The sequence below is a fragment of the Stutzerimonas nitrititolerans genome, from assembly GCF_003696285.1.
Classification (GTDB): Bacteria; Pseudomonadota; Gammaproteobacteria; order Pseudomonadales; family Pseudomonadaceae; genus Stutzerimonas; species Stutzerimonas nitrititolerans.
Genome location: NZ_RFFL01000004.1, coordinates 253967 through 277051 on the forward strand (window position 1 = coordinate 253967; position 23085 = coordinate 277051).

General features: G+C 63.8%; 21 protein-coding genes. 9 read left to right on the top strand and 12 right to left on the bottom strand.

The window, feature by feature from the left end:
• Nucleotides 1-4 precede the first annotated feature (4 nt).
• The 3 genes from ileS to murJ form a co-directional block, all read right to left on the bottom strand.
• Nucleotides 5-2836, bottom strand: coding sequence for an isoleucine--tRNA ligase (gene ileS / locus EA795_RS06810; protein ID WP_122076296.1), 2832 nt, complete (start codon nt 2834-2836; stop codon nt 5-7).
• Between the two features lies 1 nt (nt 2837).
• A complete protein-coding gene (gene ribF / locus EA795_RS06815) occupies nt 2838-3788 on the bottom strand; it encodes a bifunctional riboflavin kinase/FAD synthetase (RefSeq protein ID WP_122076298.1) in 951 nt (316 codons plus the stop codon).
• A gap of 84 nt (nt 3789-3872) precedes the next feature.
• A complete protein-coding gene (murJ, locus tag EA795_RS06820) occupies nt 3873-5420 on the bottom strand; it encodes a murein biosynthesis integral membrane protein MurJ (RefSeq protein ID WP_122076300.1) in 1548 nt (515 codons plus the stop codon).
• 215 nt (nt 5421-5635) lie between these two features.
• Here murJ and rpsT point away from each other — a divergent pair, with 215 nt between their 5' ends.
• Entirely contained in the window at nt 5636-5914 is a 279-nt protein-coding gene (gene rpsT / locus EA795_RS06825; protein ID WP_014854146.1) for a 30S ribosomal protein S20, read from the top strand.
• Nucleotides 5915-6093: 179 nt separating this feature from the next.
• On the opposite strand, the gene EA795_RS06830 is transcribed toward rpsT, so the two are convergent.
• From EA795_RS06830 to rplU, 5 genes are all read right to left on the bottom strand, one after another.
• Complete coding sequence (locus tag EA795_RS06830; RefSeq protein ID WP_122076362.1) at nt 6094-6555, bottom strand: CreA family protein; 462 nt, start codon at nt 6553-6555, stop codon at nt 6094-6096.
• A gap of 7 nt (nt 6556-6562) precedes the next feature.
• Nucleotides 6563-7681, bottom strand: a complete 1119-nt coding sequence (proB, locus tag EA795_RS06835) for a glutamate 5-kinase (protein WP_014854148.1) — start codon at nt 7679-7681, stop codon at nt 6563-6565.
• A gap of 107 nt (nt 7682-7788) precedes the next feature.
• Nucleotides 7789-9006, bottom strand: coding sequence for an Obg family GTPase CgtA (gene cgtA, locus EA795_RS06840; protein ID WP_058074503.1), 1218 nt, complete (start codon nt 9004-9006; stop codon nt 7789-7791).
• Nucleotides 9007-9169: 163 nt separating this feature from the next.
• Entirely contained in the window at nt 9170-9427 is a 258-nt protein-coding gene (gene rpmA, locus EA795_RS06845; RefSeq protein ID WP_014854150.1) for a 50S ribosomal protein L27, read from the bottom strand.
• Between the two features lie 35 nt (nt 9428-9462).
• Complete coding sequence (gene rplU / locus EA795_RS06850) at nt 9463-9774, bottom strand: 50S ribosomal protein L21 (protein ID WP_058074502.1); 312 nt, start codon at nt 9772-9774, stop codon at nt 9463-9465.
• A 247-nt stretch (nt 9775-10021) separates the two neighbouring features.
• Here rplU and EA795_RS06855 point away from each other — a divergent pair, with 247 nt between their 5' ends.
• Both EA795_RS06855 and EA795_RS06860 read left to right on the top strand, forming a co-directional pair.
• Nucleotides 10022-10990 (top strand): polyprenyl synthetase family protein, encoded by a 969-nt coding sequence (locus EA795_RS06855; RefSeq protein WP_058074501.1) that lies wholly within the window; start codon nt 10022-10024, stop codon nt 10988-10990.
• Between the two features lie 215 nt (nt 10991-11205).
• Nucleotides 11206-11433: a PA4570 family protein gene (locus tag EA795_RS06860; RefSeq protein WP_014854153.1), complete on the top strand. Its 228-nt coding sequence runs from the start codon at nt 11206-11208 to the stop codon at nt 11431-11433.
• A 171-nt stretch (nt 11434-11604) separates the two neighbouring features.
• Here EA795_RS06860 and bamJ read toward each other — a convergent pair whose 3' ends face one another.
• The 4 genes from bamJ to EA795_RS06880 all read right to left on the bottom strand — a co-directional run bounded on the left by bamJ (nt 11605) and on the right by EA795_RS06880 (nt 15969).
• Nucleotides 11605-12222, bottom strand: coding sequence for a BamJ family beta-barrel-assembly machinery protein (gene bamJ, locus EA795_RS06865; RefSeq protein WP_014854154.1), 618 nt, complete (start codon nt 12220-12222; stop codon nt 11605-11607).
• 115 nt (nt 12223-12337) lie between these two features.
• Entirely contained in the window at nt 12338-12826 is a 489-nt protein-coding gene (locus EA795_RS06870) for a TIGR00645 family protein (RefSeq protein ID WP_014854155.1), read from the bottom strand.
• Nucleotides 12827-12985: 159 nt separating this feature from the next.
• Nucleotides 12986-13321, bottom strand: coding sequence for a PA4575 family protein (locus EA795_RS06875; RefSeq protein ID WP_014854156.1), 336 nt, complete (start codon nt 13319-13321; stop codon nt 12986-12988).
• 197 nt (nt 13322-13518) lie between these two features.
• A complete protein-coding gene (locus tag EA795_RS06880) occupies nt 13519-15969 on the bottom strand; it encodes a Lon protease family protein (protein ID WP_122076302.1) in 2451 nt (816 codons plus the stop codon).
• 298 nt (nt 15970-16267) lie between these two features.
• On the opposite strand from EA795_RS06880, the gene EA795_RS06885 reads away from it, so the two are divergent.
• The 6 genes from EA795_RS06885 to EA795_RS06910 all read left to right on the top strand — a co-directional run bounded on the left by EA795_RS06885 (nt 16268) and on the right by EA795_RS06910 (nt 23085).
• A complete protein-coding gene (locus EA795_RS06885) occupies nt 16268-17299 on the top strand; it encodes a cytochrome-c peroxidase (protein ID WP_014854158.1) in 1032 nt (343 codons plus the stop codon).
• A gap of 102 nt (nt 17300-17401) precedes the next feature.
• A complete protein-coding gene (locus tag EA795_RS06890) occupies nt 17402-17764 on the top strand; it encodes a cupin domain-containing protein (protein WP_014854159.1) in 363 nt (120 codons plus the stop codon).
• Between the two features lie 169 nt (nt 17765-17933).
• Nucleotides 17934-18803: a c-type cytochrome gene (locus EA795_RS06895; protein ID WP_122076304.1), complete on the top strand. Its 870-nt coding sequence runs from the start codon at nt 17934-17936 to the stop codon at nt 18801-18803.
• Between the two features lie 45 nt (nt 18804-18848).
• Nucleotides 18849-20219: a cbb3-type cytochrome c oxidase subunit I gene (locus tag EA795_RS06900; RefSeq protein ID WP_058077169.1), complete on the top strand. Its 1371-nt coding sequence runs from the start codon at nt 18849-18851 to the stop codon at nt 20217-20219.
• A gap of 7 nt (nt 20220-20226) precedes the next feature.
• On the top strand, nt 20227-21042 hold the full coding sequence (locus EA795_RS06905) for a CbbQ/NirQ/NorQ/GpvN family protein (protein WP_122076364.1): 816 nt from the start codon (nt 20227-20229) through the stop codon (nt 21040-21042).
• 9 nt (nt 21043-21051) lie between these two features.
• Nucleotides 21052-23085: a nitric oxide reductase activation protein NorD gene (locus EA795_RS06910; protein ID WP_122076306.1), complete on the top strand. Its 2034-nt coding sequence runs from the start codon at nt 21052-21054 to the stop codon at nt 23083-23085.

Genomic DNA, 23085 nt, shown 5'->3' on the forward strand with positions numbered 1-23085 from the left:
ACTGTCACGCATGGTGACGCACCTCGCCCGCGCCTTCGATGTTTTCCACACAGCGGCCGCAGATTTCCGGATGTGCGGCGTGGCTGCCGACGTCCGGCAGATGGTGCCAGCAACGGCCGCACTTGGCATGCCCAGTCTTCTTCACCAGCAGTTTCAGGCCGGCCAGCTCGCTTTCCACCGCTTCGGCAGGCGCCTGGGCCAGCGGTGCGACTTCGACCGCGGAGGTGATCAGCACGAAGCGCAGCTCATCGCCCAGCTTGGCCAGATCGGCTACCAGCGCCTCCTCGGCAAACAGCGTGACTTCGGCCTGCAGGTTGCCGCCGATGGTCTTCGCCGCACGCTGGTTTTCCAGCTCCTTGTTGACCGCAGCCTTGACCGCCATGACCTTGTCCCAGAAAGCACGATCCAGCGCGGCGTCCTGCGGCAGCTCGGCAAGCCCCTCGTACCAGGTGTTGAGCATCACCGACTCGTTGCGCTCGCCCGGCAGGTACTGCCAGATTTCCTCGGCGGTGAACGCCAGGATCGGCGCGATCCAGCGCACCAGCGCCTCGGCGATGTGGTACAGCGCGGTCTGGCAGGAGCGACGCGGCAGGCTGTCGGCACCGGTGGTGTACTGGCGATCCTTGATGATGTCGAGGTAGAAACCGCCCAGCTCCTGCACGCAGAAGTTGTGTACTTTGGAATAGACGTTCCAGAAACGGTACTGCTCGTAGGCTTCCTCGATTTCGCGCTGCAGCAGCAGGGCACGATCGATGGCCCAGCGGTCCAGGGCAATCAGCTGGTCGTTCGGCACCAAGTGCTGCGCCGGATCGAAGCCATCGAGGTTGGAAAGCAGGAAACGCGCGGTATTGCGGATACGCCGGTAGGCGTCGGCGCTGCGCTGCAGGATCTGCTTGGAGACGGCCATCTCACCGGAATAGTCGGTCGCCGAGACCCACAGACGCAGGATGTCGGCGCCCATGCTGTCAGTGATTTCCTGCGGCGCGATGACGTTGCCGAGGGACTTGGACATCTTGCGGCCGTTCTCGTCCACGGTGAAACCGTGGGTCAGCAGGCCCTTATAGGGCGCGTGGCCGTCGATGGCCGCACCGGTCAGCAGCGAGGAGTGGAACCAGCCGCGATGCTGGTCGGAGCCTTCCAGGTAGAGGTCGGCACGCGGACCTTGGTCGTGCCCCATAGGGTGCGAGCCACGCATCACGTGCCAGTGGGTGGTGCCGGAATCGAACCAGACGTCCAGGGTGTCGTTGATCTTCTCGTACTGCGCGGCTTCGTCACCCAGCAGCTCGGCGGCATCCAGCTTGAACCAGGCTTCGATGCCCTGCTGCTCGACGCGCTGGGCGACCTCTTCCATCAGTTCGACAGTGCGTGGATGCAGCTCGCCGCTTTCCTTGTGCAGGAAGAACGGAATCGGCACGCCCCAGTTGCGCTGGCGCGAGATGCACCAGTCCGGGCGGCCGGCGATCATGCCGTGCAGGCGCGCCTGGCCCCAGGCCGGGACGAACTGGGTCTGCTCGATGGCGTCCAGCGCGCGGCGGCGCAGCGAGCTGCCGTCATGGGCGACCTTGTCCATGCCGACGAACCACTGCGCGGTGGCGCGGTAGATCAGCGGCGTCTTGTGCCGCCAGCAGTGCATGTAGCTGTGCTGGATGGCTTCGTGCTTGAGCAGCGCGCCGACTTCGCGCAGTTTCTCGACGATGGCCGGGTTGGCCTTCCAGATGAACTGGCCGCCGAAGAACGGCAGGTCCGGCACATAGACGCCGTGGCTCTGCACCGGGCTGAGAATGTCGTCGTTCTCCATGCCGTAGTGCTTGCAGGTGCGGAAGTCGTCCTCACCATAGGCCGGCGAGGAGTGGACGATGCCGGTGCCGGCGCCAGTTTCCACGTACTCGGCCAGGTACACCGGCGAGAAGCGTTCGTAAAATGGGTGGCGGAAGCGGATCAGCTCCAGCGCCTTGCCTTCGCAACGGGCGATGATCTGGCCTTCGAGGCCGTAGCGTTGCAGGCTGGACTCGACCAGCTCCTCGGCCAGCACCAGCAGCCGATCGCCGGTGTCGACCAGCGCGTAGATGAAATCGGGGTGGACGTTGAGCGCCTGGTTGGCCGGGATGGTCCAGGGCGTGGTGGTCCAGATGACGATGCTGGTCGGCTTGGACAGGTTGGCGACACCGAAGGCGGTCGCGAGCTTGTCGGCATCTTCGACCGCGAAGGCCACGTCGATGGCATCGGATTTCTTGTCCTGGTATTCGACTTCCGCTTCGGCCAGGGCCGAACCACAGTCGAAGCACCAGTTCACTGGCTTCAGGCCCTTGAAGACGAAGCCGCCCTCGACCATCTTCGCCAGGGCGCGGATCTCGCCGGCTTCGTTGGCGAAATCCATGGTCTTGTAGGGGTTGTCCCAGTCGCCGAGCACGCCGAGGCGGATGAAGTCGGCCTTCTGCCCTTCGATCTGCTCGGCGGCATAAGCGCGGCAGCGTTCGCGGGTCAGGTCCGCCGGCTGGTTCTTGCCGAAGGTGGTCTCGACCTTGTGCTCGATGGGCAGGCCGTGGCAGTCCCAGCCCGGCACATAGGGCGCATCGAAGCCGGCCAGGGTTCGCGAACGGACGATCATGTCCTTGATCACCTTGTTCACCGCGTGGCCGATGTGGATGTTGCCGTTGGCGTACGGCGGGCCGTCGTGCAGGACGAATTTCGGGCGACCTTCGCCGATCTGCCGCAGCTTCCGGTACAGGTCAATGCTGTTCCAGCGCTGCAGAATCTCCGGCTCGCGCTGTGGCAGACCGGCCTTCATCGGAAATGCCGTGGACGGCAGATTGAGGGTCGCTTTGTAATCGGTCATTTCAGTCCTGACTCGTGGTGAAGGGTGAAGCCCGCCAGTAGTCGCGGGCGGCGGCGATGTCGGCATCGATCGCCGTCTTGAGTGCCTCGAGCGAGGCGAAACGCTGCTCGTCGCGCAGCTTGCTGTGAAAGGTCACGCGCAGCAGGCGACCGTAGAGGTCACCCTGATAAGCCAACAGGTGCACCTCCAGGTGCGGCTTGCCATCGCTTTCGACCGTCGGGCGCATGCCGATGTTGGCGACGCCGGCCTGAACCTGGCCATCGACCTCGGTGCTCACTATATATACCCCGCTGAGCGGTGTACTCCGACGCTTGAGCTGGATATTGGCGGTGGGCGCGCCCAGTTGCCGGCCAAGCTTCTGCCCGTGCATGACGCGGCCGGTGATGCTGAACGGCCGGCCCAGCAGCTTCTCAGCCAGCGCCAGTTGGCCCTCGGCGAGCACCTGCCGCAGCCGGGAGCTGCTCACCCGCTCGCCGTCGATCTCGATGGTGGTTGCCGCCTCGACGGTGAAGCCCTCCACGGCCCCCATCTTCAGCAGAAAATCGAAATCGCCGGCACGGTCACAACCGAAGCGGAAATCGTCACCGACCTCCAGATGCCGTACGCCAAGCCCCTCTACCAGCGTCGCATGGACGAACTCGGCAGCACTCAGCTCGCGCAGGCGTCGATTGAACGCGAGGCACAGCACCAGGTCCACGCCCTGCTCTCTCAGCAAGCGCAGTTTTTCCCGCAGGCGGGTAAGCCGAGCCGGAGCCTTGTCCGGCGAGAAGAACTCACGGGGTTGCGGCTCGAAGATCACCACGCAACTGGGCAGCCCCAGTTCGGCCGCGCGCTCGCGCAGGCGCGCCAGGATGGCCTGATGCCCCCGGTGCACTCCGTCGAAGTTGCCGATGGTGGCGACGCACCCCCGATGCCGGGGCCGCAGGTTGTGAAGACCTCGAACCAGCTGCATACCGCACTTCTTGCTTGAAAAGTCGTCGATTATACGCACGTACCGCGCGCGCCGGACAGGTTTGCCGCAGGCGGGCGCGAGCAATCAGTGGCGCAAATGGCGCGGCCGCAAGCCCAGCAGCAGCAGTCCGCCGGCGAAGGCTGCTAACCCGCCACACACCAGTAGCGTCAACCGCCACGCTCGTTGCTGCCAGCCCCAAACGAACCATTCCTGCGAAGGCACGTTGAGCCACCAGACCACCGCGACCATCGCCGCGCAGCCCCCCGCCACGCGCAAGGCGAACAGCCACCATCCCGGCGCAGGTCGGTACACGCCGATCTTGTAGAGCCCCCAGAACAGCAGGACCGCATTGAGCATCGACGACAGCGAGGTGGCCAGCGCCAGCCCCACGTGCTTGAGCGGCCAGATCAGAATCAGGTTCATCACCATGTTCGCCACCATGCAGATAATGGCGACGCGCACCGGCGTCTTCAGATCCTGCCGCGCGAAGAACCCCGGCGCCAGCACCTTGATCAGCATGAACGCCAGCACGCCCAGCGAGTAGGCCTGCAAGGCCCTGGCCGACTGCACCACTGCCTCCTCGGTCATGGCCCCGTAATGGAACAGGCTGGCGATCATCGGCTCGGCCAGGATGCCCAGCGCCAGTGCGGCGGGCACGCCCACCAGCATGACCATCCGCAGCGCCCAGTCCATCGTCGACGAAAACGCCTTGGGGTCATCCCCCGCATGCTGACGCGACAGGCTCGGCAGGATTACCGTGCCGATGGCGATACCGAACGCCCCGAGCGGCAGCTCGGAAAGCCGGTCGGCGTAGTACAGCCAGGACACGCTGCCGGTTTGCAGGAAGGACGCCAGCACGGTATCAAGCAGCAGGTTGATCTGGCTGACCGACACCCCGAACAGCGCCGGGACCATCAATAGCATGATGCGCCGCACGCCTTCATCGCCGAACTTGACCCGCGGGCGCGGCAGCAGCCCCAGTCTCGCGACATACGGCAGCTGGAAAGCCAACTGGGCGAAGCCGGCGATGAACACACCCCAGGCCAGCGCCATGATCGGCTGGTCGAAATAAGGCGTCAGAAACACCGCCGAGAGAATCATGCAGACATTGAGCAGAACTGGCGTGAAGCCCGGCACCGCGAAACGTCCGTACGTGTTGAGTACGCCTGAGGTGAAGGCCGTCAGCGAGATCAGCAGCAGATAGGGAAAGGTGATGCGCAGCAGCTCCCCGGCCAGCTGCATCTTGGCCGGCTCGTCGTGGAAGCCGGGCGCGAACAGCATCACCACATAGGGCGAACCCAGAACGCCCAGCGCGGTGATACCGGTCAGGATCAGGCCGAGCATCCCGGCGGTCCTGTCCACCAGCAGCTTGACTTCCAGCTGGGTTCTCTTCGCGCGATATTCCGATAACACAGGCACGAACGCCTGGGCGAAGGCACCTTCGGCGAACAGGCGGCGGAGAAAATTGGGAATCTTGAAGGCGATGAAGAAGGCATCCGCCGCCGCTCCGGAACCGAAGTAGCTGGCCACCACCATATCGCGTACCATGCCCAGCACGCGGGACAGGAGCGTCATCACGCTCACCACCGCACTGGAACGCAGCAACCCGCCTTTGCCGGCTGTATCGGACATTTGTCTTCCCAGGGTCTGTTGATACTCGCAGTCGTTCCAGCCAGAGCCGAATCGGTAGCCAGCTACGACAGTGGACGAGGCCGCGAGTTTAGCGGCAGCCCATCCGTCCGACCAGCATGACGGCCATTCAAACAGACTTGACAAGCATCCGCCGCATCGGCATGATTCGCGGCCTTATTTGCTTTGTAATCCCACGTTTTTCGAGGAGTTCGACGGTGGCCAACAGCCCTTCCGCCAAAAAACGCGCAATTCAGGCTGAGAAGCGTCGCAGCCACAATGCCAGCTTGCGCTCCATGGTTCGTACCTACATCAAGAATGTGGTCAAAGCCATCGACGCAAAAGATCTGGAAAAAGCTCGTACTGCTTACACTGCAGCCGTGCCCGTGATCGACCGCATGGCCGACAAAGGCATCATCCACAAGAACAAAGCCGCTCGTCACAAGAGCCGCCTGAACGGCCACATCAAGGCCCTCGGCGAAGCTGCTGCAGCCTAAACTGCAGGTTCTTGAAAAAAACCGGCCTAGTGCCGGTTTTTTTGTGTCTGCTTTCTGAATAAGGAGGCTGGCGCACGAGCGCGCTACCCCTCACCCCAGCCCTCTCCCACAAGGGGAGAGGGAGCGGGAAAGATTCGTACCGGAGAACACTCTGTCGACCTACGCGCCTTGATTTGCGACTACGGATTGGACGCCCAGGGAAGTATCGGAATGGCCGTCACGGCGTTCTGCGGGCTGCCTTCGATCACCCGGTCGCTGTAGACCAGATAGACCAGCGTGTTACGAGCCTCATCGAAGAAGCGCACCACCTGCATGGTCTTGAACACCAGCGAGGTCCGCTCCTTGAATACCACCTCGCCGTCTTCGAGCTCGTCACTCATGCGAATCGGGCCAACCTGCCGGCAGGCAATCGAGGCTTCGGCGCGATCTTCCGCAAGCCCGAGCCCGCCCTTGATGCCGCCAGTCCGGGCACGGGACAGATAGCAGGTCACACCCTCGACCTTGGGATCGTCGAAGGCCTCCACGACGATCTTGTGATTCGGCCCGAACCACTTGAACACCGTATCGACCTCGCCCACCTCGCGCGCCATGCCCGCCACCGGCCATGCAAGCAGGAAGACCAACGCCTTCGCCAGCCTCATGAACACCTCAGACCAGAATCATATTGTCGCGATGGATCAGTTCCGGCTCGTCGACGTAACCGAGCAGTTTCTCGATCTCGTCGGATGGCCTGCCGAGAATCCGCTGCGCCTCGATAGCACTGTAGTTCACCAGGCCACGGGCAACTTCCTGCCCCTCGGGCCCCACGCAAACCACCATTTCGCCCCGCCGGAAACCACCGGCCACCGCCTTCACACCCACCGGCAGCAGACTCCGATGTCCCTGTCGCAAGGCATGTACGGCACCCGCATCCAGCGTCAGGGTTCCGCGAGTCTGGAGATGCCCCGCCAGCCACTGCTTGCGAGCGGCATGCCGGCTGCGCTCGGGCGCCAGCAGCGTACCCAGCTGCTCACCGGACTTGAGCCTCGCCAGCACCTGCTCGATACGCCCACCGACGATCACCGTATAGGCACCGGAACGCGCCGCCAGACGCGCCGCGCGCAGCTTGGTCTGCATGCCGCCACGTCCCAGCGCGCCGCCGGTCCCGCCCGCCACCGCGTCCAGCGCCGGGTCGTCGGCACGCGCCTCGCTGATCAGATTGGCATCGGGGTTGCTGCGCGGATCGGCGTCGAACATGCCGTCACGGTCGGTCAGGATCACCAGCAGATCGGCCTCGACCAGGTTGGCGACCAATGCCGCCAGCGTGTCGTTGTCGCCGAAGCGGATCTCGTCGGTGACGACGGTGTCGTTCTCGTTGATCACCGGCACGACATTCAGATCGAGCAGTGTCCGCAGGGTGCTGCGGGCGTTGAGATAGCGCTTGCGATCGGACAGGTCGTCATGGGTGACGAGAATCTGCGCCGTTTGCTGATCGCAACGAGCGAAGCTGGCTTCCCAGGCACGGATGAGCCCCATCTGGCCAACCGCGGCGGCCGCCTGCAGCTCGTGGACCGCCCTCGGGCGAGCCGCCCAACCCAGACGACTCATACCGGCCGCCACCGCACCGGAAGAAACCAGCACCAGCTCGATGCCTGCCGCCCGCAGCGCCACCATCTGATCGACCCAGACGGCCATCGCCGCCTGATCGAGCCCCCGGCCGTCCGCAGTCAGCAGCGCACTGCCGATCTTCACCACCCAGCGCCGAGCGCCGCTCACCTTGTCCCGCATCGATCCCGCCTTCTTCCGTAACCGGCCAAACCTTACGATGGGCGACAGACAAGCCGGCCCACCAGCCATCTAAATCGAGAAAGCCCGCAACGAGGCGGGCTTTTCATTTAACGGACGTAGAAGATTTCCGCGCCGCCTTCATCATCGTCATCATCGTCGAAGTCGTCGTCATCCACCTCGTCGGCGGCCTTGACGCCCGCACGGCGCAGCGCGCGCTGATCGTCGAGCTCCTGCAGACGGGCACGCGCCTCATCCTCGATCTGCTGGTCGAGCTCGGCGAGCGCCTCGGCATAGGCCGGCTCTTCGGCAATCCGCTGGGTACGCTCATCGAGGTAGCGCATGATCGCCTGACTCAGCGCCTCGGTGCCCTCGCGCTCCAGCGCCGAGATGACGAACACCGGCCCCTGCCAGTCGAGACGCTCGATCACCTGCCGCACACGCTCCTCGCGATCCTCTTCGAGCAACTGATCGGCCTTGTTCAGCACCAGCCAACGGTCGCGCTGGGCCAGTGCCGGGCTGAATTTCTCCAGCTCGTTGAGGATGACTTCGGCAGCGTCGGCCGGGTCGCTTTCGTCCAGCGGCGCCATGTCCACAAGATGCAGCAGCAGCCGGGTACGCGCTAGGTGCTTGAGGAAACGAATGCCCAGGCCCGCCCCTTCCGAGGCACCCTCGATCAAGCCGGGAATATCGGCCACCACGAAGCTCTTGTAGCGCCCGACACTGACGACACCCAGGTTCGGGACCAGCGTGGTGAAGGGATAGTCGGCCACCTTCGGCTTGGCTGCCGAAACCGCGCGAATGAAGGTGCTCTTGCCGGCATTGGGCAAGCCCAGCAGGCCGACATCGGCCAGCACCTTCAGCTCCAGCTTGAGATCGCGCGCATCACCCGGCTTGCCCGGCGTGGTCTGCCGCGGCGCCCGGTTGGTACTGGATTTGAAGCGGGTATTGCCCAGCCCGTGCCAGCCGCCCTGGGCAACCAGAAGCCGCTGACCCGGCTTGGTCAGATCACCGATCACCTCCTGGGTGGCGGCATCGATCACAGTGGTGCCCACCGGTACCGGCAGGATCAGATCCTCGCCCTTGGCACCCGTACACTCGGTCGACCCACCCTTCTCGCCGTTCGGTGCATTGAAACGACGGGTGTAGCGGTAGTCGACCAGCGTGTTGAGGTTCTCGTCGGCCTCCAGAAAAACGGAACCGCCATCACCACCATCGCCCCCATTGGGGCCACCCTTTTCGATGAATTTCTCGCGACGGAAACTCATCATGCCGTTACCGCCGTCACCGGCCTTTACAAAAATCGATACTTCATCGACGAATTTCATGGGAACGCCTCCCGCCGCATGGGCGGGCTAGAAAACAGGAATATAAGGGTCTTGCAAAGAACCCAGCGAAAACCGATCCGAGCAGCTTCTTTGCAAGAGCCTCACAGGATACAGAAACAAAAAAGCCCCGTCGCATGACAGGGCTTTTCCAGCAACGCCGCGATCAGGCCGCGACGACGCTCACGTAGCGACGGCCATGGGCGCCCTTCACTTCGAACTTGATCACGCCTTCCACTTTCGCGAACAGGGTGTGATCCTTGCCCATGCCAACGCCGTAACCGGCGTGGAACTGGGTGCCGCGCTGACGCACGATGATGTTGCCGGCCTTGATGGCCTGGCCGCCGTACATCTTCACGCCAAGGCGTTTGGCTTCTGAGTCGCGACCGTTGCGGGTAGAACCGCCAGCTTTTTTGTGTGCCATGAGTTCAATACTCCTATAAGGGGATTCAGGCCCTATTAGCCCTGAATACCGGTGATTTTGACCTCAGTGAACCACTGACGGTGGCCCTGACGCTTCATGTGGTGCTTACGACGGCGGAATTTGATGATGGTGACTTTGTCGTGACGGCCTTGAGCGATCACTTCGGCAGTGACCTTGGCGCCTTCGACGACCGGAGCACCGATCTTCACGTCGTCGCCGTTGCCGACCAGCAGAACGCGGTCGAAAGTGACAGCTTCGCCAGTAGCGACTTCGAGTTTTTCAATCTTCAGGTATTCACCTTCGGCAACCTTGTACTGCTTGCCGCCGGTTACGATAACTGCGTACATCTATGTATCTCCGTTGATCCTGCTCACCCAGCGCTTAAGTGAAATAGTTGGTGGCTGGCATGGCTGCTCGAGGTCCGGAGGGACGCTCTTGCAATTGCGTAAGGCAGGGAAATGCCCAGGGGGAAGTTCAGGGTCCGCGATTGTACGCATGCGCCTGCGCCCGCGCAATAGCCGCCGGGCCTCGCCTTGACAGGCCATGACCCGCCCCATAGCATGCCGCGCAATCTCCGAGGAGTACCGGCTTCCGATGCAACCCCAGGCCTTTTATCAAGTCGTGGCTGACGATTTTGCCGCCGTCGACGGCATCATCCGCGACCAGCTGACGTCCCGCGTACCGCTGGTTGAAAAGATCGGGGACTACATCACCTCCGCCGGCGGCAAGCGCCTGCGCCCGCTGCTGGTACTGCTCAGCGGCAACGCGCTCGGCCTCAAGGGCGATCAGCTGCGATTGCTGGCCGCCATCATCGAATTCCTGCACACCTCCACCCTGCTGCATGACGACGTGGTCGACATGTCCGGCATGCGCCGTGGTCGCTCCACCGCCAACGCCCTGTGGGGCAACGCGCCGAGCGTGCTGGTAGGCGACTTCCTTTATGCACGCTCCTTCGAAATGATGGTCGCCCTGGGCTCGATGCCGGTCATGCGCATCATCTCCCAGGCCACCCGAGTGATCGCCGAAGGCGAAGTGCTGCAGCTGTCGAAGGTTCGCGACGCCAGCACCACTGAAGAAGTCTATATGGAGGTCATTCGCGGCAAGACCGCCATGCTGTTCGAGGCCTCCACCCATAGCGCCGCCACCCTGGCCGGCGCCAGCGACGAGCAATGCGAGGCGCTGCGCCAGTTTGGCGACAACCTGGGTATCGCCTTCCAGTTGGTCGATGACCTGCTCGACTACCAGGGCGATGCCGAAACCCTCGGCAAGAACGTCGGCGACGACCTGGCCGAAGGCAAGCCCACCCTGCCGCTGATCTACACCATGCGCGAAGGCACGGCGGAACAGGCCGCACTGGTGCGCAAGGCGATCCAGAAAGGCGGTATCGAAGACCTGGAAAGCATCCGCAGTGCCGTCCAGGCCTCGGGCGCACTGGACTACACCGCACGCCTGGCTCGCGATTATGCCGACCGCGCCATCGCCTGCCTCGAACTGATTCCTGCAAGCCCCTACCGCGACGCTCTGGTGGAACTCAGCCGCTTCGCTGTCGCCCGCACGCACTGACAGCCACTTGAAATACCGGTCCGTTCGTCGGATCGGGTCAACATGGCCTCTCCAGCGCTTGATTGCCTATAGACCTGACCGCCTGCGATCAGGACTGCTTCGTCAGCACTGCCTGATGCCCACGTTGAAAATCGCTTTCAGTCGTGTCGATTTTTTGCGCTTGCACATTTGCAAATAACAATTATTCTCATCAACAGATTCAACTGGAGGTGAGCATGACTTATCTGATCGATGCCTGGCTGGACCGACCACAACCCTATCTGCGGATACTCGACCGCAACACCGGTGCCGTGTGCATTTCGCTGGAGGGAGAAGCCCTGGACGAACTACGCGACCAGGGCGACCTGGACTTGCACGAGCTGAGCACCAGCGAACCCTGCGTACTCAAGGAACAGGTACGCAACCTGTTCCTGTACTCCTATGCCAGGGCGTTGCGCCCCTGAGGCCGAATGAATCGACGCTGCATCGCGTTGGCAGAGGCCAGGTTCACGCCTTCAGCGATTCGGCGCATGGCGTAGGGTGGAAGACTGCGAAGCATCTTCCACGCGTTTGTTTTGGGCCAACCTAACGCGTGGATGTGCTTCGCGACATCCACCCTACGACTCCGTCATGGCTTACAGAACCGCGAGCAGCTCGACGTCGAAAACCAGCACGCTGTGCGGCGGAATGCTACCCACGCCCTGAGCGCCATAGGCCAGTTCGCTCGGTACGTAGAGACGCCACTTGCTGCCGACGCCCATGAGCTGCAGCGCCTCGGTCCAGCCGGCGATCACGCCGCCGACAGGGAATTCGGCTGGCTGGCCGCGCTGATAGGAGCTGTCGAACACGGTGCCGTCGATCAGGGTGCCATGGTAGTGGGTGCGAACCTGGTCATCGCGCCCTGGCTTGGCACCTTCGCCGGCAGCCAGTACTTCATATTGCAAGCCCGAGGCGAGCGTGGTGACGCCCTCGCGCTTGGCATTCTCGGCCAGGAACGCCTTGCCTTCGCTCGCAGCGGCCTCGGCCTTCTTCTGCGCCTCGGCCTGCATGCGCTCGCGAATGACCGCGAAACTGGCATTCAGGTCTTCCGCCGAAACCTGGCTGGCGGCGCCAGCGAATGAATCGCGAATACCTGCGATCACCGCATCCAGGCTCACGCCGGGCGGCGGATTGTCACGCAGCTGGTCGCCCAGCTGACGGCCAATGCCATAGCTTACGCGCGTTTCGTCGGTGGACAGATTAAGGTCGGTCATGCCTGGGCTCCGCTCTGGAAAAAGGTCGCACAGCTTAGGGGCTGCTGCCGTTTCGTCGCAAGCCGCGGACGAAACCGCAACAGCCCCTGGCACAGCTTACCCGGCGAACCGCCTCTCAATGTTTGGTGAGTTTGTCCAGATAGCCCATGGCAAAGGCCGAGAAAACGAAGGTCAGGTGAATGATCACGTACCACATCAACTGTTCGCTTTCGAGCTGCTGGGCGTCCATGAACATCCGCAGCAGGTGAATCGAGGAAATCGCGACGATGGACGCGGCAACCTTCATTTTCAGCGAGCCGGAATCCATCTTGCCCAGCCAGTCGAGCTTCTCATCGCCTTTGTCGACGTTCAGCTGCGACACGAAGTTCTCGTAGCCCGAGAGCATCACCATGACCAGCAGGCCGCCAACCAGCGCCATGTCGATCAGCGACAACAACTTGAGGATCAGATCGCCTTCGCTCAGCGAAAGCACCACCGGCAGGATGTGCCAGATTTCCTGGAAGAACTTGATCGCCAGCGCCAGCAGTGCGAAAGCCAAGCCGAAGTAAATGGGTGCCAGCAACCAGCGTGCGGCATACATGGTGTTCTCGATGAAGCGTTCCATGAGGCTATCCATGGGAAAAAAGAGGTTGGCGAGTATACGCAGCGGCCAGGCGCAGGCAAGGTACCTGCTGCCATCGTTCAACTGTGGATAAGAAAAACGCGCCTCGACCAAGAAGCCGAGGAAATGCTCCGAAAATACACTTCTACCTTCCACCTGCGATCAGGGCCGGGATTCCCAACCGCCCAGGAAGCGCGCCTGATTGGCGTTGACCTTGCGCAGCTCGGCACGCATGTGCAGCTGCCAGATCGCCGGGGAGTCCGAATCGCAATACCCCTGCTTCTGCAGGTTGCTGACGATGGCGTCCAGCACCGATTCAGCGGCGCGAAGCCCGCGGAATGGGCCTTGCGCCTTGATCGCGGTGGGCTGCGCGCCTGCAATGCCGGCGGCGCAGAGCAGCGTCCACAAGCCGTTGCCACCCGTCAGCGGGTGGATGGTGCATTCGATTCGGGTAACCAGGCCCAGGCACTGGCGATTCAGACATAGACTCTGCGACATGACGGCAACCCTCGCGCTCGGTTGCGCACCGTCATCCTGGACGAATGGGCGGGCCAACCGGTTTATCCCCTGAAGCTGTGGATAACCATGTGGATAGGAAGTAGAAACCCTTCCACTGTGCAGACCCGCCGCGAGGCGTAACGTTCCGCTCAATAACCGCACAAAACTGACCGACCAGTCTCTCCTGCAACGACACCCTAGGCTTTGTCCGAATCCGCTTCCGCCGCTGCTACCGCGACCGCATCGGCCGCGCGGGCGTCGCCCTTGTCTTCCTCTTCCAGTCCGATTTCGGCGATGTCGCGCAAGCGCTCCACCACGCGCGCATTGACGCTGCCCTTGGGAAAACGCCCCTGCTCGTCCGCCGCACCGACCGATTCGCCCACCAGCAGCGACAACGCCTCGTCGACGTGGCGTACGGCATAGATGTGGAACTTCTCCTGGCGTACGGCTTCCAGCACGCGCTCCTCGAGCATCAGGGTGGCGACGTTGGCGAACGGAATGATGGCGCCCTGCTCGCCGGTCAGCCCGCGGGCTTCGCAGAGTCGGAAGAAGCCTTCGATCTTCTCGTTCACGCCGCCCACGGCCTGCACCTCGCCGAACTGGTTGATCGACCCGGTGATCGCGAAGCACTGCTTGAGCGGCGTGCGCGAGATGGCCGAGATCAGCGCGCAGCATTCGCCGAGCGAGGCACTGTCGCCGTCGACGTAGCCGTAGGATTGCTCCAGCGCGATGCTCGCCGATATCTCCAATGGAAATTCCTGCGCGTAGCGGCTGCCCAGGTAGCCGGTGAGGATCATCACGCCCTTGGAGTGAATCGGCTGGCCCAGATTGACCTCGCGCTCGATGTCGACGATGCCCGAGCCGCCCGGATAGACGGTGGCGGAGATCCGCGCCGGCATGCCGAACGCCGAGTCGCCCACTTCCAGCACCGTCAGGCCGTTGCATTTGCCGATGGCGGCGCCTTCGCTGTCGATCAGGATGACGCCGGCGAGGATGTCTTCCAGGATGCGCGCCGACACACGTCCGGTCCGCGTGGCCTTGGCTTTCAGCGCGCGCTCGATGTGGCCGACGTCGGTCACGTCGTCCTTGGCCAACTGGCGAATGAAATCCGCCTCGCTGACCAGTTGGAACAGATCGCCGATGCGCGCCGACAGCCGTCCCTGGTGCTCGGCCAGGCGTGCGCTGTAAGTCGCCAGGCGCGCCACCGCCGCTGCACTCAGCGGCGCCATGCCTTCCTCGGACGTGCGTGTCTTCAGCAACTGGGCGAACTGCTCGAGGCTGTCTTCGGCGAGCGGGATGTCCTCGTCGAAATCCACCAGCACGCGGAACATTTCCTGGAAGTCCGGATCCAGGTCCTGCAGCGTGTAGTAGAGCTGGCGCGAGCCGATGATGATCACCTTGACGTTGAGCGCGATGACTTCCGGCGTCAGGGTGACGGTGGCCAGGCGGCCCAGCTCGGCCAGCGGCGATTCCATGCGCAGCTTGCGCGACTGCAGCGCACGCTTGAGCGCTTCCCAGACGAAGGGCTCGCCAAGCATCTTCTCCGCTTCGAGCATCAGGAAGCCGCCGTTGGCGCGGTGCAGGGCGCCGGGCCGCAGTTGCCGGTAGCTGGTGTAGAGCGCGCCCTGGTCGGTGCTGTACTCGATACGCCCGAAGAGGTTGTCGTAGGTCGGATGCGGTTCGAATACCACCGGCGCGCCGCCATCGACCGCGTGACCGACCACCAGGCTCGGGCTGTACTGTTCCTCGAGCAGCTGACGATTCTGGGCTTCGGGGCGGTTCTCGTCGACCAGCTGTTCGACCACGGTCTTCAGCAGGTTGACCTGCACGGCCTGCAGATAGGCCTCGATGCCGGCGTTCTCCCCGTACTTTTCCGAGAGCGGCGCGAGCAGTGGCTGCAGCGCCTGGCTGATGGTCTCGTCGTTGAGCTGGCGCAGCTGGTTGCTGGACTCGCGCTTCCATTGCGGCAGGCTGGCCAGGCCTTCGTTCAGCTGCACTTCCAGCGCGGAAATGTCTTCGTGATAACGCTCGCGTTCGGCCTCGGGCAGCTGCGCGAATTCGGCTTCGTCCATGGACTTGCCGTCCTTCATGGGCGTGAAGGCGATGTTGGTGCTGTCGCGATAGAGGGCGATGTCCTTTTCCAGCGCCAGCTTCTCGATCACGTCCAGCGCCTTGTCGTAGCGCTGGTTGAAGGCGCGGTCGATGGCGCTCTTCTTCTGCTGGAAGCTGGGGTGCTCGAACACCGCGGGAAAGGTCGCCAGCAGGTTGTCGATCAGCTGGCCGATGTCGGCGATGAATGCGGCGGCGCTTCCCTGTGGCAGCTCCAGTACGCGCGGCTCGCGTGGCTCATCGAAATTGTTCACGTAGACCCAGTCGGAGGGTGTATCGAGCCGCTTGCCTTCAGCCTTGAGGTAGCGCCGCACGAAGGAGAAGCGCCCGGTGCCGGGCTCGCCCATCACGTAGACGTTGTAGCCCGGCCGCGGCATCGCCACGCCGAACTGCAGCGCCTCCACGGCGCGCTCCTGGCCCAGCACGCCGAGAAACGGCTCGAGCTCCTCGGTGGTCTTGAAGTTGAACTGACTGGAATCGAAGGGGCGGGTCAGCGCCTCGGGCGCCAGGCGCAGGCCGGCAGCGGCAGATTGGGGCATCGGGAATCCTTGCTGGGTGGTTCATCACCACGATGGTTGCCGCCATTCTGGCGTTGCCATTGCCCAGCTGCAAGGCTGGTCGGACCTGCACTCGCCTTGCCTGACAAGCGCTCGGCGCGATGTTCGCCAAGACGCCTCTGTCGGTCCCAACCGCTCTCCGAACGCCCTGGAAACATTCAGTAGCAAGCTAATTGATCGCTGACGAACAAAGTTCCGTCCCGCTTGATTCAGGTCAACTCGTCGCTCGACAAATAAAGGCTTCCTAGAACCTGCCAATACCAATTCCAAGGAGCCCCTGATGAGCGCCCCACTCCCGATCCTGCTTGGCGGTCTGTTACTGCTCGCCGGCACTGCCCACGCCGATGAGCTGCGCAATCGCGCCAGCGCCATTTTCCAACCCATTCCCGAACAGGTCACCGAAGTTCGCGGCAAGACCATCAACCGGGACCAGGCGGTGCTCGGCCATAAACTGTGGTTCGATCCGCGCCTGTCGCGCAGCCACATCATCAGCTGCAACACCTGCCACAACCTGAGCATCGGCGGCAGTGACAACGTCACCACGTCCATCGGTCACGGCTGGCAGAAAGGCCCTCGCAACTCGCCGACCGTACTCAACGCCGTGTTCAACTCCGCGCAATTCTGGGATGGCCGTGCCAAGGACCTGCAGGAACAGGCCAAGGGACCGGTCCAGGCCAGCGTCGAGATGAACAACACGCCGGACCGCGTGGAAGCCACGCTCAAGAGCATTCCCGAGTACGTGGCCGAGTTCAAGAAGGCCTTCCCCAAGGACAAGGATCCGGTCACCTTCGACAATATGGCCTACGCCCTGGAAGCCTTCGAAGTCAGCCTGACCACGCCCAACTCGCCATTCGACCGCTTCCTCAAGGGTGACGACAAGGCGCTGGATGCCCAGCAGAAGGAAGGCCTGGCGCTGTTCATGGACGCGGGTTGCATCGCCTGCCACAACGGCGTCAACGTCGGCGGCCAGGGTTACTTCCCCTTCGGCGTGATCAAGAAGCCGGGTGCGGACATCCTGCCGGAAGGCGACAAGGGCCGCTTCGCGGTCACCAACACCGCCGCCGACGAGTACGTGTTCCGCGCCGCACCGCTGCGCAACATCGCCCTGACTCCGCCGTACTTCCACAGCGGTGAGGTCTGGGACCTGGAAGAGGCAGTGGCGATCATGGGCGACAGCCAGCTGGGCCGCCAGCTCAAGGACAACGAGGTGAAGGCCATCACCGCGTTCCTGCACAGCCTGACCGGTGATCAGCCGCAGGTCGCCTATCCGGTGCTGCCCGCCAGCACCGCGACGACGCCGAAGCCCGAGTAAGAGCCCTCGGCCACAGGAACCTGCAGGCGCCCTGCCTGCAGGTTCGACGTATCCCTTCCCCTGGTCTAGCCTTCGAGTACCCGCTCCGAACGGTGAAGACCCATGGCCCTGCACCATGCCCGCTCGGGTGAAGTGGTCGGCCTGCTGGCCCATCCACAAGCCCCAACCCTGCAATCGCAAGCGATCGTCAGCACCCCCGAGCTCGAGGTGATGCGCCTGTGCCTGCCCGCCGGCAAGCAGGTTCCGCCCCACGCCGTCGCCGGCCCCATCACCCTGCTCTGCCTGCAGGGTCAGATCGAAGTCCAGGCCCACGGCGGCTGGCAACCGATGCGCGCGAACGATCACCTGTACCTGGCCGGCCAGGTCGAGCATGCGCTGCGAGCACTTACGGACGCGGTGGTGCTAGTCAACATCCAGCGCCGCGCCGCCAGCGCAGCGGAACGAAAGCAGACAAGCCCTGACTAACGATTACCGGCGCGGCGCGGCGCCGATCACCGAAAGGAGCCCAACCTTGGTGAAGTTCTTCAGAGTTCTCAGCTTTGCGGTGCTCGCCCTGATGGCTGCCGCAATCCTCTACGCCGGCATCATGGGCATCGTCCATTGGGCCGGCATCGGCGTCTGACCGGAGCCCGAGATGAACAAGAGACAGACTCGCTCTTTCGCCATCATTTCCACCCTGATCGCCTCCCTGGCCTTTCTCGGCCTGACCATCGACAGTCACCGGCAGTTTCCGAAGCTGACCAATGCCGACAGCATCACGCCCGCAGTCACCCGCGGCCAGGACGTCTGGCACGCCAACAACTGCATCAACTGCCACACCCTGTTCGGGGAAGGCGCCTACTACGCACCGGACCTGACCAAGATCACCCAGTTGCGCGGCGCGCCTTATCTCAAGGCCTTCTTGAAGGCGCCGGAGCGCTTCTACGACGAGCAGCGCCACCGCCGGCTGATGCCCAACCCCAACCTCAGCGACGAGGAGATCGACGACCTGATCGCCTTCTTCGACTGGGTCGCCAATGTCGACAACCAGGGCTGGCCGCCGCGCCCGATACTGGTCACCGGCTCGTCGATTCCCGGCACCAGCCTGAGCATCGCCCAGCAGGACATTTCCGGCCCGGACAAGACCGCCGACCAGATGCCACCCGGCGCCCGCCCCGTTTCCGGCAACGAAGATCCCATCGCCCTCGGCGAAGCGCTGTTCCGTACCGCAACCCCGGCCTGCAACGCCTGCCATTCCATCGCCCCCGGGGTGAACCTGGCCGGGCCAACCCTCGCCGGCCTGGCGGCACGGGCGCAACAGACCATCGACTCGCCGGACTACCAGGGCAAGGCCGACAGCGTCGAGGCCTTCATCCGCGAATCCATCGTTTCGCCCAGCGCCTTCCTGCATCCCGGCGAGATGTATTCGGCAGGAGGCGTGTCCTTCATGCCCACCAGTTACGGCGAGTCGCTGACGGACGAGCAGCTCGATCAGCTGGTGCGGTACCTGGCGTCATTCAAATGATCGCGGCGCCCACGGCCCGCCGGACGAACATGCAGAGGTTCAGCCATGCGCTATAAATCTCAATCGGTCGCCTACTGGTACTTCGCCGTCGCCATGGTGCTGTTCGGTCTGCAACTGGTGTTCGGCCTGCTGTCGGCGACCAAGTACCTGGGGCCGGACCCGCTGCTGAACATCCTGCCGTTCGATGTCACCAAGGTGATTCACACCAACCTGCTGATCGTCTGGGTACTCACCGGCTTCATGGGCGCGACCTACTGGATGGTGCCGGACGAGTCGCGCACAGAGCTGCACAGCACCAAGCTGGCCTACATCCAGCTCGTGCTCTGGACCCTGATGGGCGTGACCGCGGTCATCGGCTACCTGTTCGGCTACGGCACCGGCAACAAGCTGCTCGAGCAGCCCCTGCCGCACAAGATCGTCATCGTCATCTGCATGCTGATCTTCCTTTACAACATCGGCATGACCATCAAGAAATCCGGCCGCTTCACCACCACCGAAGGCGTGCTGCTGCTCGGGCTGGTCAGCTCCGCCGTACTGTTCTTTCCGGCACTGCTGCATTACGAGAACTACACGGTCTCCATCTTCTATCGCTGGTGGACCATTCACCTGTGGGTCGAAGGCGTGTGGATGATGATCATGGGCGCCTTCCTCGCCTACCTGCTGATCCGCCTGTCCGGCGCCGACCGCGAAGTGCTGGAGAAGTGGCTGTACGTGATCGTCGGCCTGGTGTTCATCGCCGGCATTCTTGGCACCGCGCACCATTATTACTGGGTCGGCGTGCCCCATTACTGGTTGCCCATCGGCGGTTTCTTCAGCGCGCTGGAGCCGCTGGCCATCGTCGGCATGGCGATATACGCCTACAGCGCCATGCGCCGCTCGGGGCTGGCGCATCCCAATTCGCTGGCCCTGCACTGGACCCTCGGCAGCACCATCTTCACCCTGTTCGGCGCGGGTCTGCTGGGCCTGGCCCATACCTGGCCGAGCATCAACAAGTGGACCCACGGCACTCTGATCACCGCCATGCACGGTCACGCCGCCTTCTATGGCGCCTACGCCATGATCGTGCTGGCGATGATTACCTACGCACTGCCGTCGCTGACCAACAAGCGCCCGGAGCAAGGCACCACCATCGGCTATTGGGCGTTCTGGCTGCAGCTGGCCGGCATGTTCGGCATGACCCTGTCCTTCGCCACGGCCGGGATCGGCCAGGTGTATCTGGAACGGATCATGGGCATGGGTTACCTGGATGCGCAGCTGAAAATCCAGATCCACTTCGTGATGCTGATCTCCACCGCGAGTATCTTCGCCACGGGCGTGGGGCTGTTCATCTACGACTTCTTCAGCTACCGACCGCGCTTCGAGACGCTGGACAACGAGCTGATGGAGCCTGCCGTGCCCGCCGACCGGGTGGTCTGAGGTGGGCTTGGATCAGTCCATCCGCAGCCTGGCTGCACGCCCGACGGCCGATGAGCCCTGGTATCAGCCGACAGGCAATGAAGTCGCGCTGTTCGAGCAGTGCCACGCACGCGGCCTGGCAGTCATGCTCAAGGGCCCGACCGGCTGCGGCAAGACCCGTTTCGTCGAGCACATGGCCTGGCGCCTGGGCCGTCCGCTGGTGACCATCCCCTGCCACGACGACCTCTCGGCCAGCGACCTGATCGGCCGCTACCTGATTCGCCATGACGGCACCGTCTGGCAGGACGGCCCGCTGACCCGCGCCGTGCGCGAGGGCGCCATCTGCTACCTGGACGAAGTCGTCGAGGCGCGCCAGGACACCGTGGTGGTGCTGCACGCGCTGACCGACTACCGGCGCATGCTGCCCATCGACAAGACCGGCGAGAACATCGAGGCGGCGCCCGGCTTCCAACTGGTGGTGTCCTACAACCCCGGCTACCAGCGCATGCTCAAGGACCTCAAGCCCAGCACCCGTCAGCGCTTCGTCGCCATGGACCTGGACTTTCCCGCGCCGGAATACGAGGCGCTGATCGTGCAGCACGAGAGCGGCGTCGAGCCGGCCGTCGCCAGGGGACTGGTGAGCCTGGCCGAACGTATCCGCCAGTTGCGCGACCGTGGCCTGGCGGAGGTGCCGAGCACCCGCCTGCTGATCGCGGCCGGGACTCTGACGCTCTGCGGCATCCCGGTGCGTGAAGCCTGTTACGCCGCCATCGTCTCGCCGCTTTCGGATGAGCCGTCCATGGTCAGCGCGTTGCGCGATCTGGTCGACGGCACTTTCGTCTAGCCAACCGCCATGGCTGAAGCCGAGGAGCTGGTCAGCGACGCAGCGCGCCATGCGACCATCCATGTGCAGCGGTTGTGGCGGCGCTATCGCCCACTGCCGGAAGGCCCACCAACGGTCATGCTGGTCGATATCGCATCACGCCTGGACTTGCTGATCAGCGCGGTGACCGGCAGCAGCTACCCGATCAGAATCGCCCAACCGCCCGCCTTGCCGACTCTGCTGGCACGCTTTTTCCGCCGCGTCCAGACGCCCTGGCAGCAGCAGCCAATTCCCGCCACCGATGGCCAGCGCCTGTGGCTGCCCGCCGATTCCGGTCTGCAGGACATCGAGCACGGTGCCGAAGCCTACCGGGTGATGGCGCTGCAACAGGCGCTGCGCGCCCAGCGCGGCACGGCCCAGGCGCTGCCTCCCGCCTCACCTGCGCTGCTGGCGGATGCCTACCTGCTGCTCGAAGCCTGGGCAGCGGACGCACAGCTGGCACAAGCGCTGCCCGGCATGACGCCCGCCATCGAGCGGCTGCGCCAGCGCTGCCTGCAACGCCGCCCGCCGCTGGCGGCGTTTTCCCGCTCACGCCAGCCACTGGAAAGGCTGCTCAGGCAACTGCTCGCCAGCCGCTGCGATCCGCCGCCAGGCTTTCCACTGAGCGAATCGCCCGCGCAATCGCTGCGGCTCGCCGAGGGCTTGCTGGCCGATCTGGGACTCTCGATCGGAGATCGCTCCGGAGGCAATGCCCCGCTGCTACGGGACGAGTGGACCGGCACCCTGCATGCGCCCGCGCCCGACAGCGCCAAGGTCAGGCCGAGCCAGGACGCCCCTGCCGACAATGATGCGAATGCCTCGGCACCCCGTAGCGCCAGCCTGCCCCGTCGTCCCCAGGTGCGCGAGTCGAAAGAGGACGAGGATGAAGGCGACGAGGGGATTTTCATGGTGCAGGCCGACGAGCCGCACCAGCATGCCGAGGACCCGCTAGGGCTCAACCGCCCCGTCGATCGCGACGAAGACACCAGTGCCGACGAATATGGCGACATGCTCTCCGAGCTGCCGGAGGCACGGCTGGTAGCAACGCCGGGCAGGCCCAAGGAGGTGCTGATCTCCGACGACCCACCGGACAGCAACACCGCCCTGCAACTCAAGCGTGCCATTACCGATGGCCAGGGGCTGCACTACCCCGAATGGGATTACCGCAGCGGGCATTACTGCCAGCCCGGCGCCACCGTCAGGCTGCTGCCCAACCTGCCCGGCAGCCAGAAATGGGTGGACGACACCCTGAACGAGCATCGCGCCTTGCTGAATCAGATCCGGCGTCGCTTCGAGATGCTCAGGGCGCGCCGTGTCACGCGCAGGCGACAGCTCGACGGGGATGAAATCGATCTGCACGCCTATATCGACAGCTATGCGGATTTCCGCGCCGGTGGCTCGCTGTCCGAGGCGCTGTACCAGTGCCGGCGCAGGGCGGAACGGGACCTGGCCATCACCCTGCTGATCGACGTCAGCGGCTCGACCGACGGCTGGGTTTCGGCCGAGCGGCGCGTCATCGACGTGGAGCGCGAGGCGCTGCTGCTGGTGTGCATCGCGCTCGATGGGCTGGGGGAGCCCTATGCGGTGCAGGCGTTCTCGGGGGAAGGCCCCGATGCGGTGATCGTGCGGGAGCTGAAAGCATTCGACGAAACCTTCAGCAACGAGGTGGCGCTGCGCATCAGCGCGCTGGAGCCCGAGCACTACACCCGCGCTGGGGCCGCCATTCGCCATGCCAGTACGGGCCTGCTACAGCAGGTTGCTTCTCATCGGCTTCTGTTGCTGCTCTCGGATGGCAAGCCGAACGACAAGGATGACTACGAGGGCCGCTACGGCGTGGAAGACATGCGTCAGGCGGTCACCGAAGCCACCTTGCAGGGCATCTCGACGTTCTGCCTGACCATCGACCGCCAGGCCGCCAACTACCTGCCCCGCGTTTTCGGCGCTCAGCAGTACGCCTTGCTGCCCAAACCGGAACTGCTGCCTGGCGTGCTGCTGGAATGGCTCAAGCGGCTGATCACGACCTGA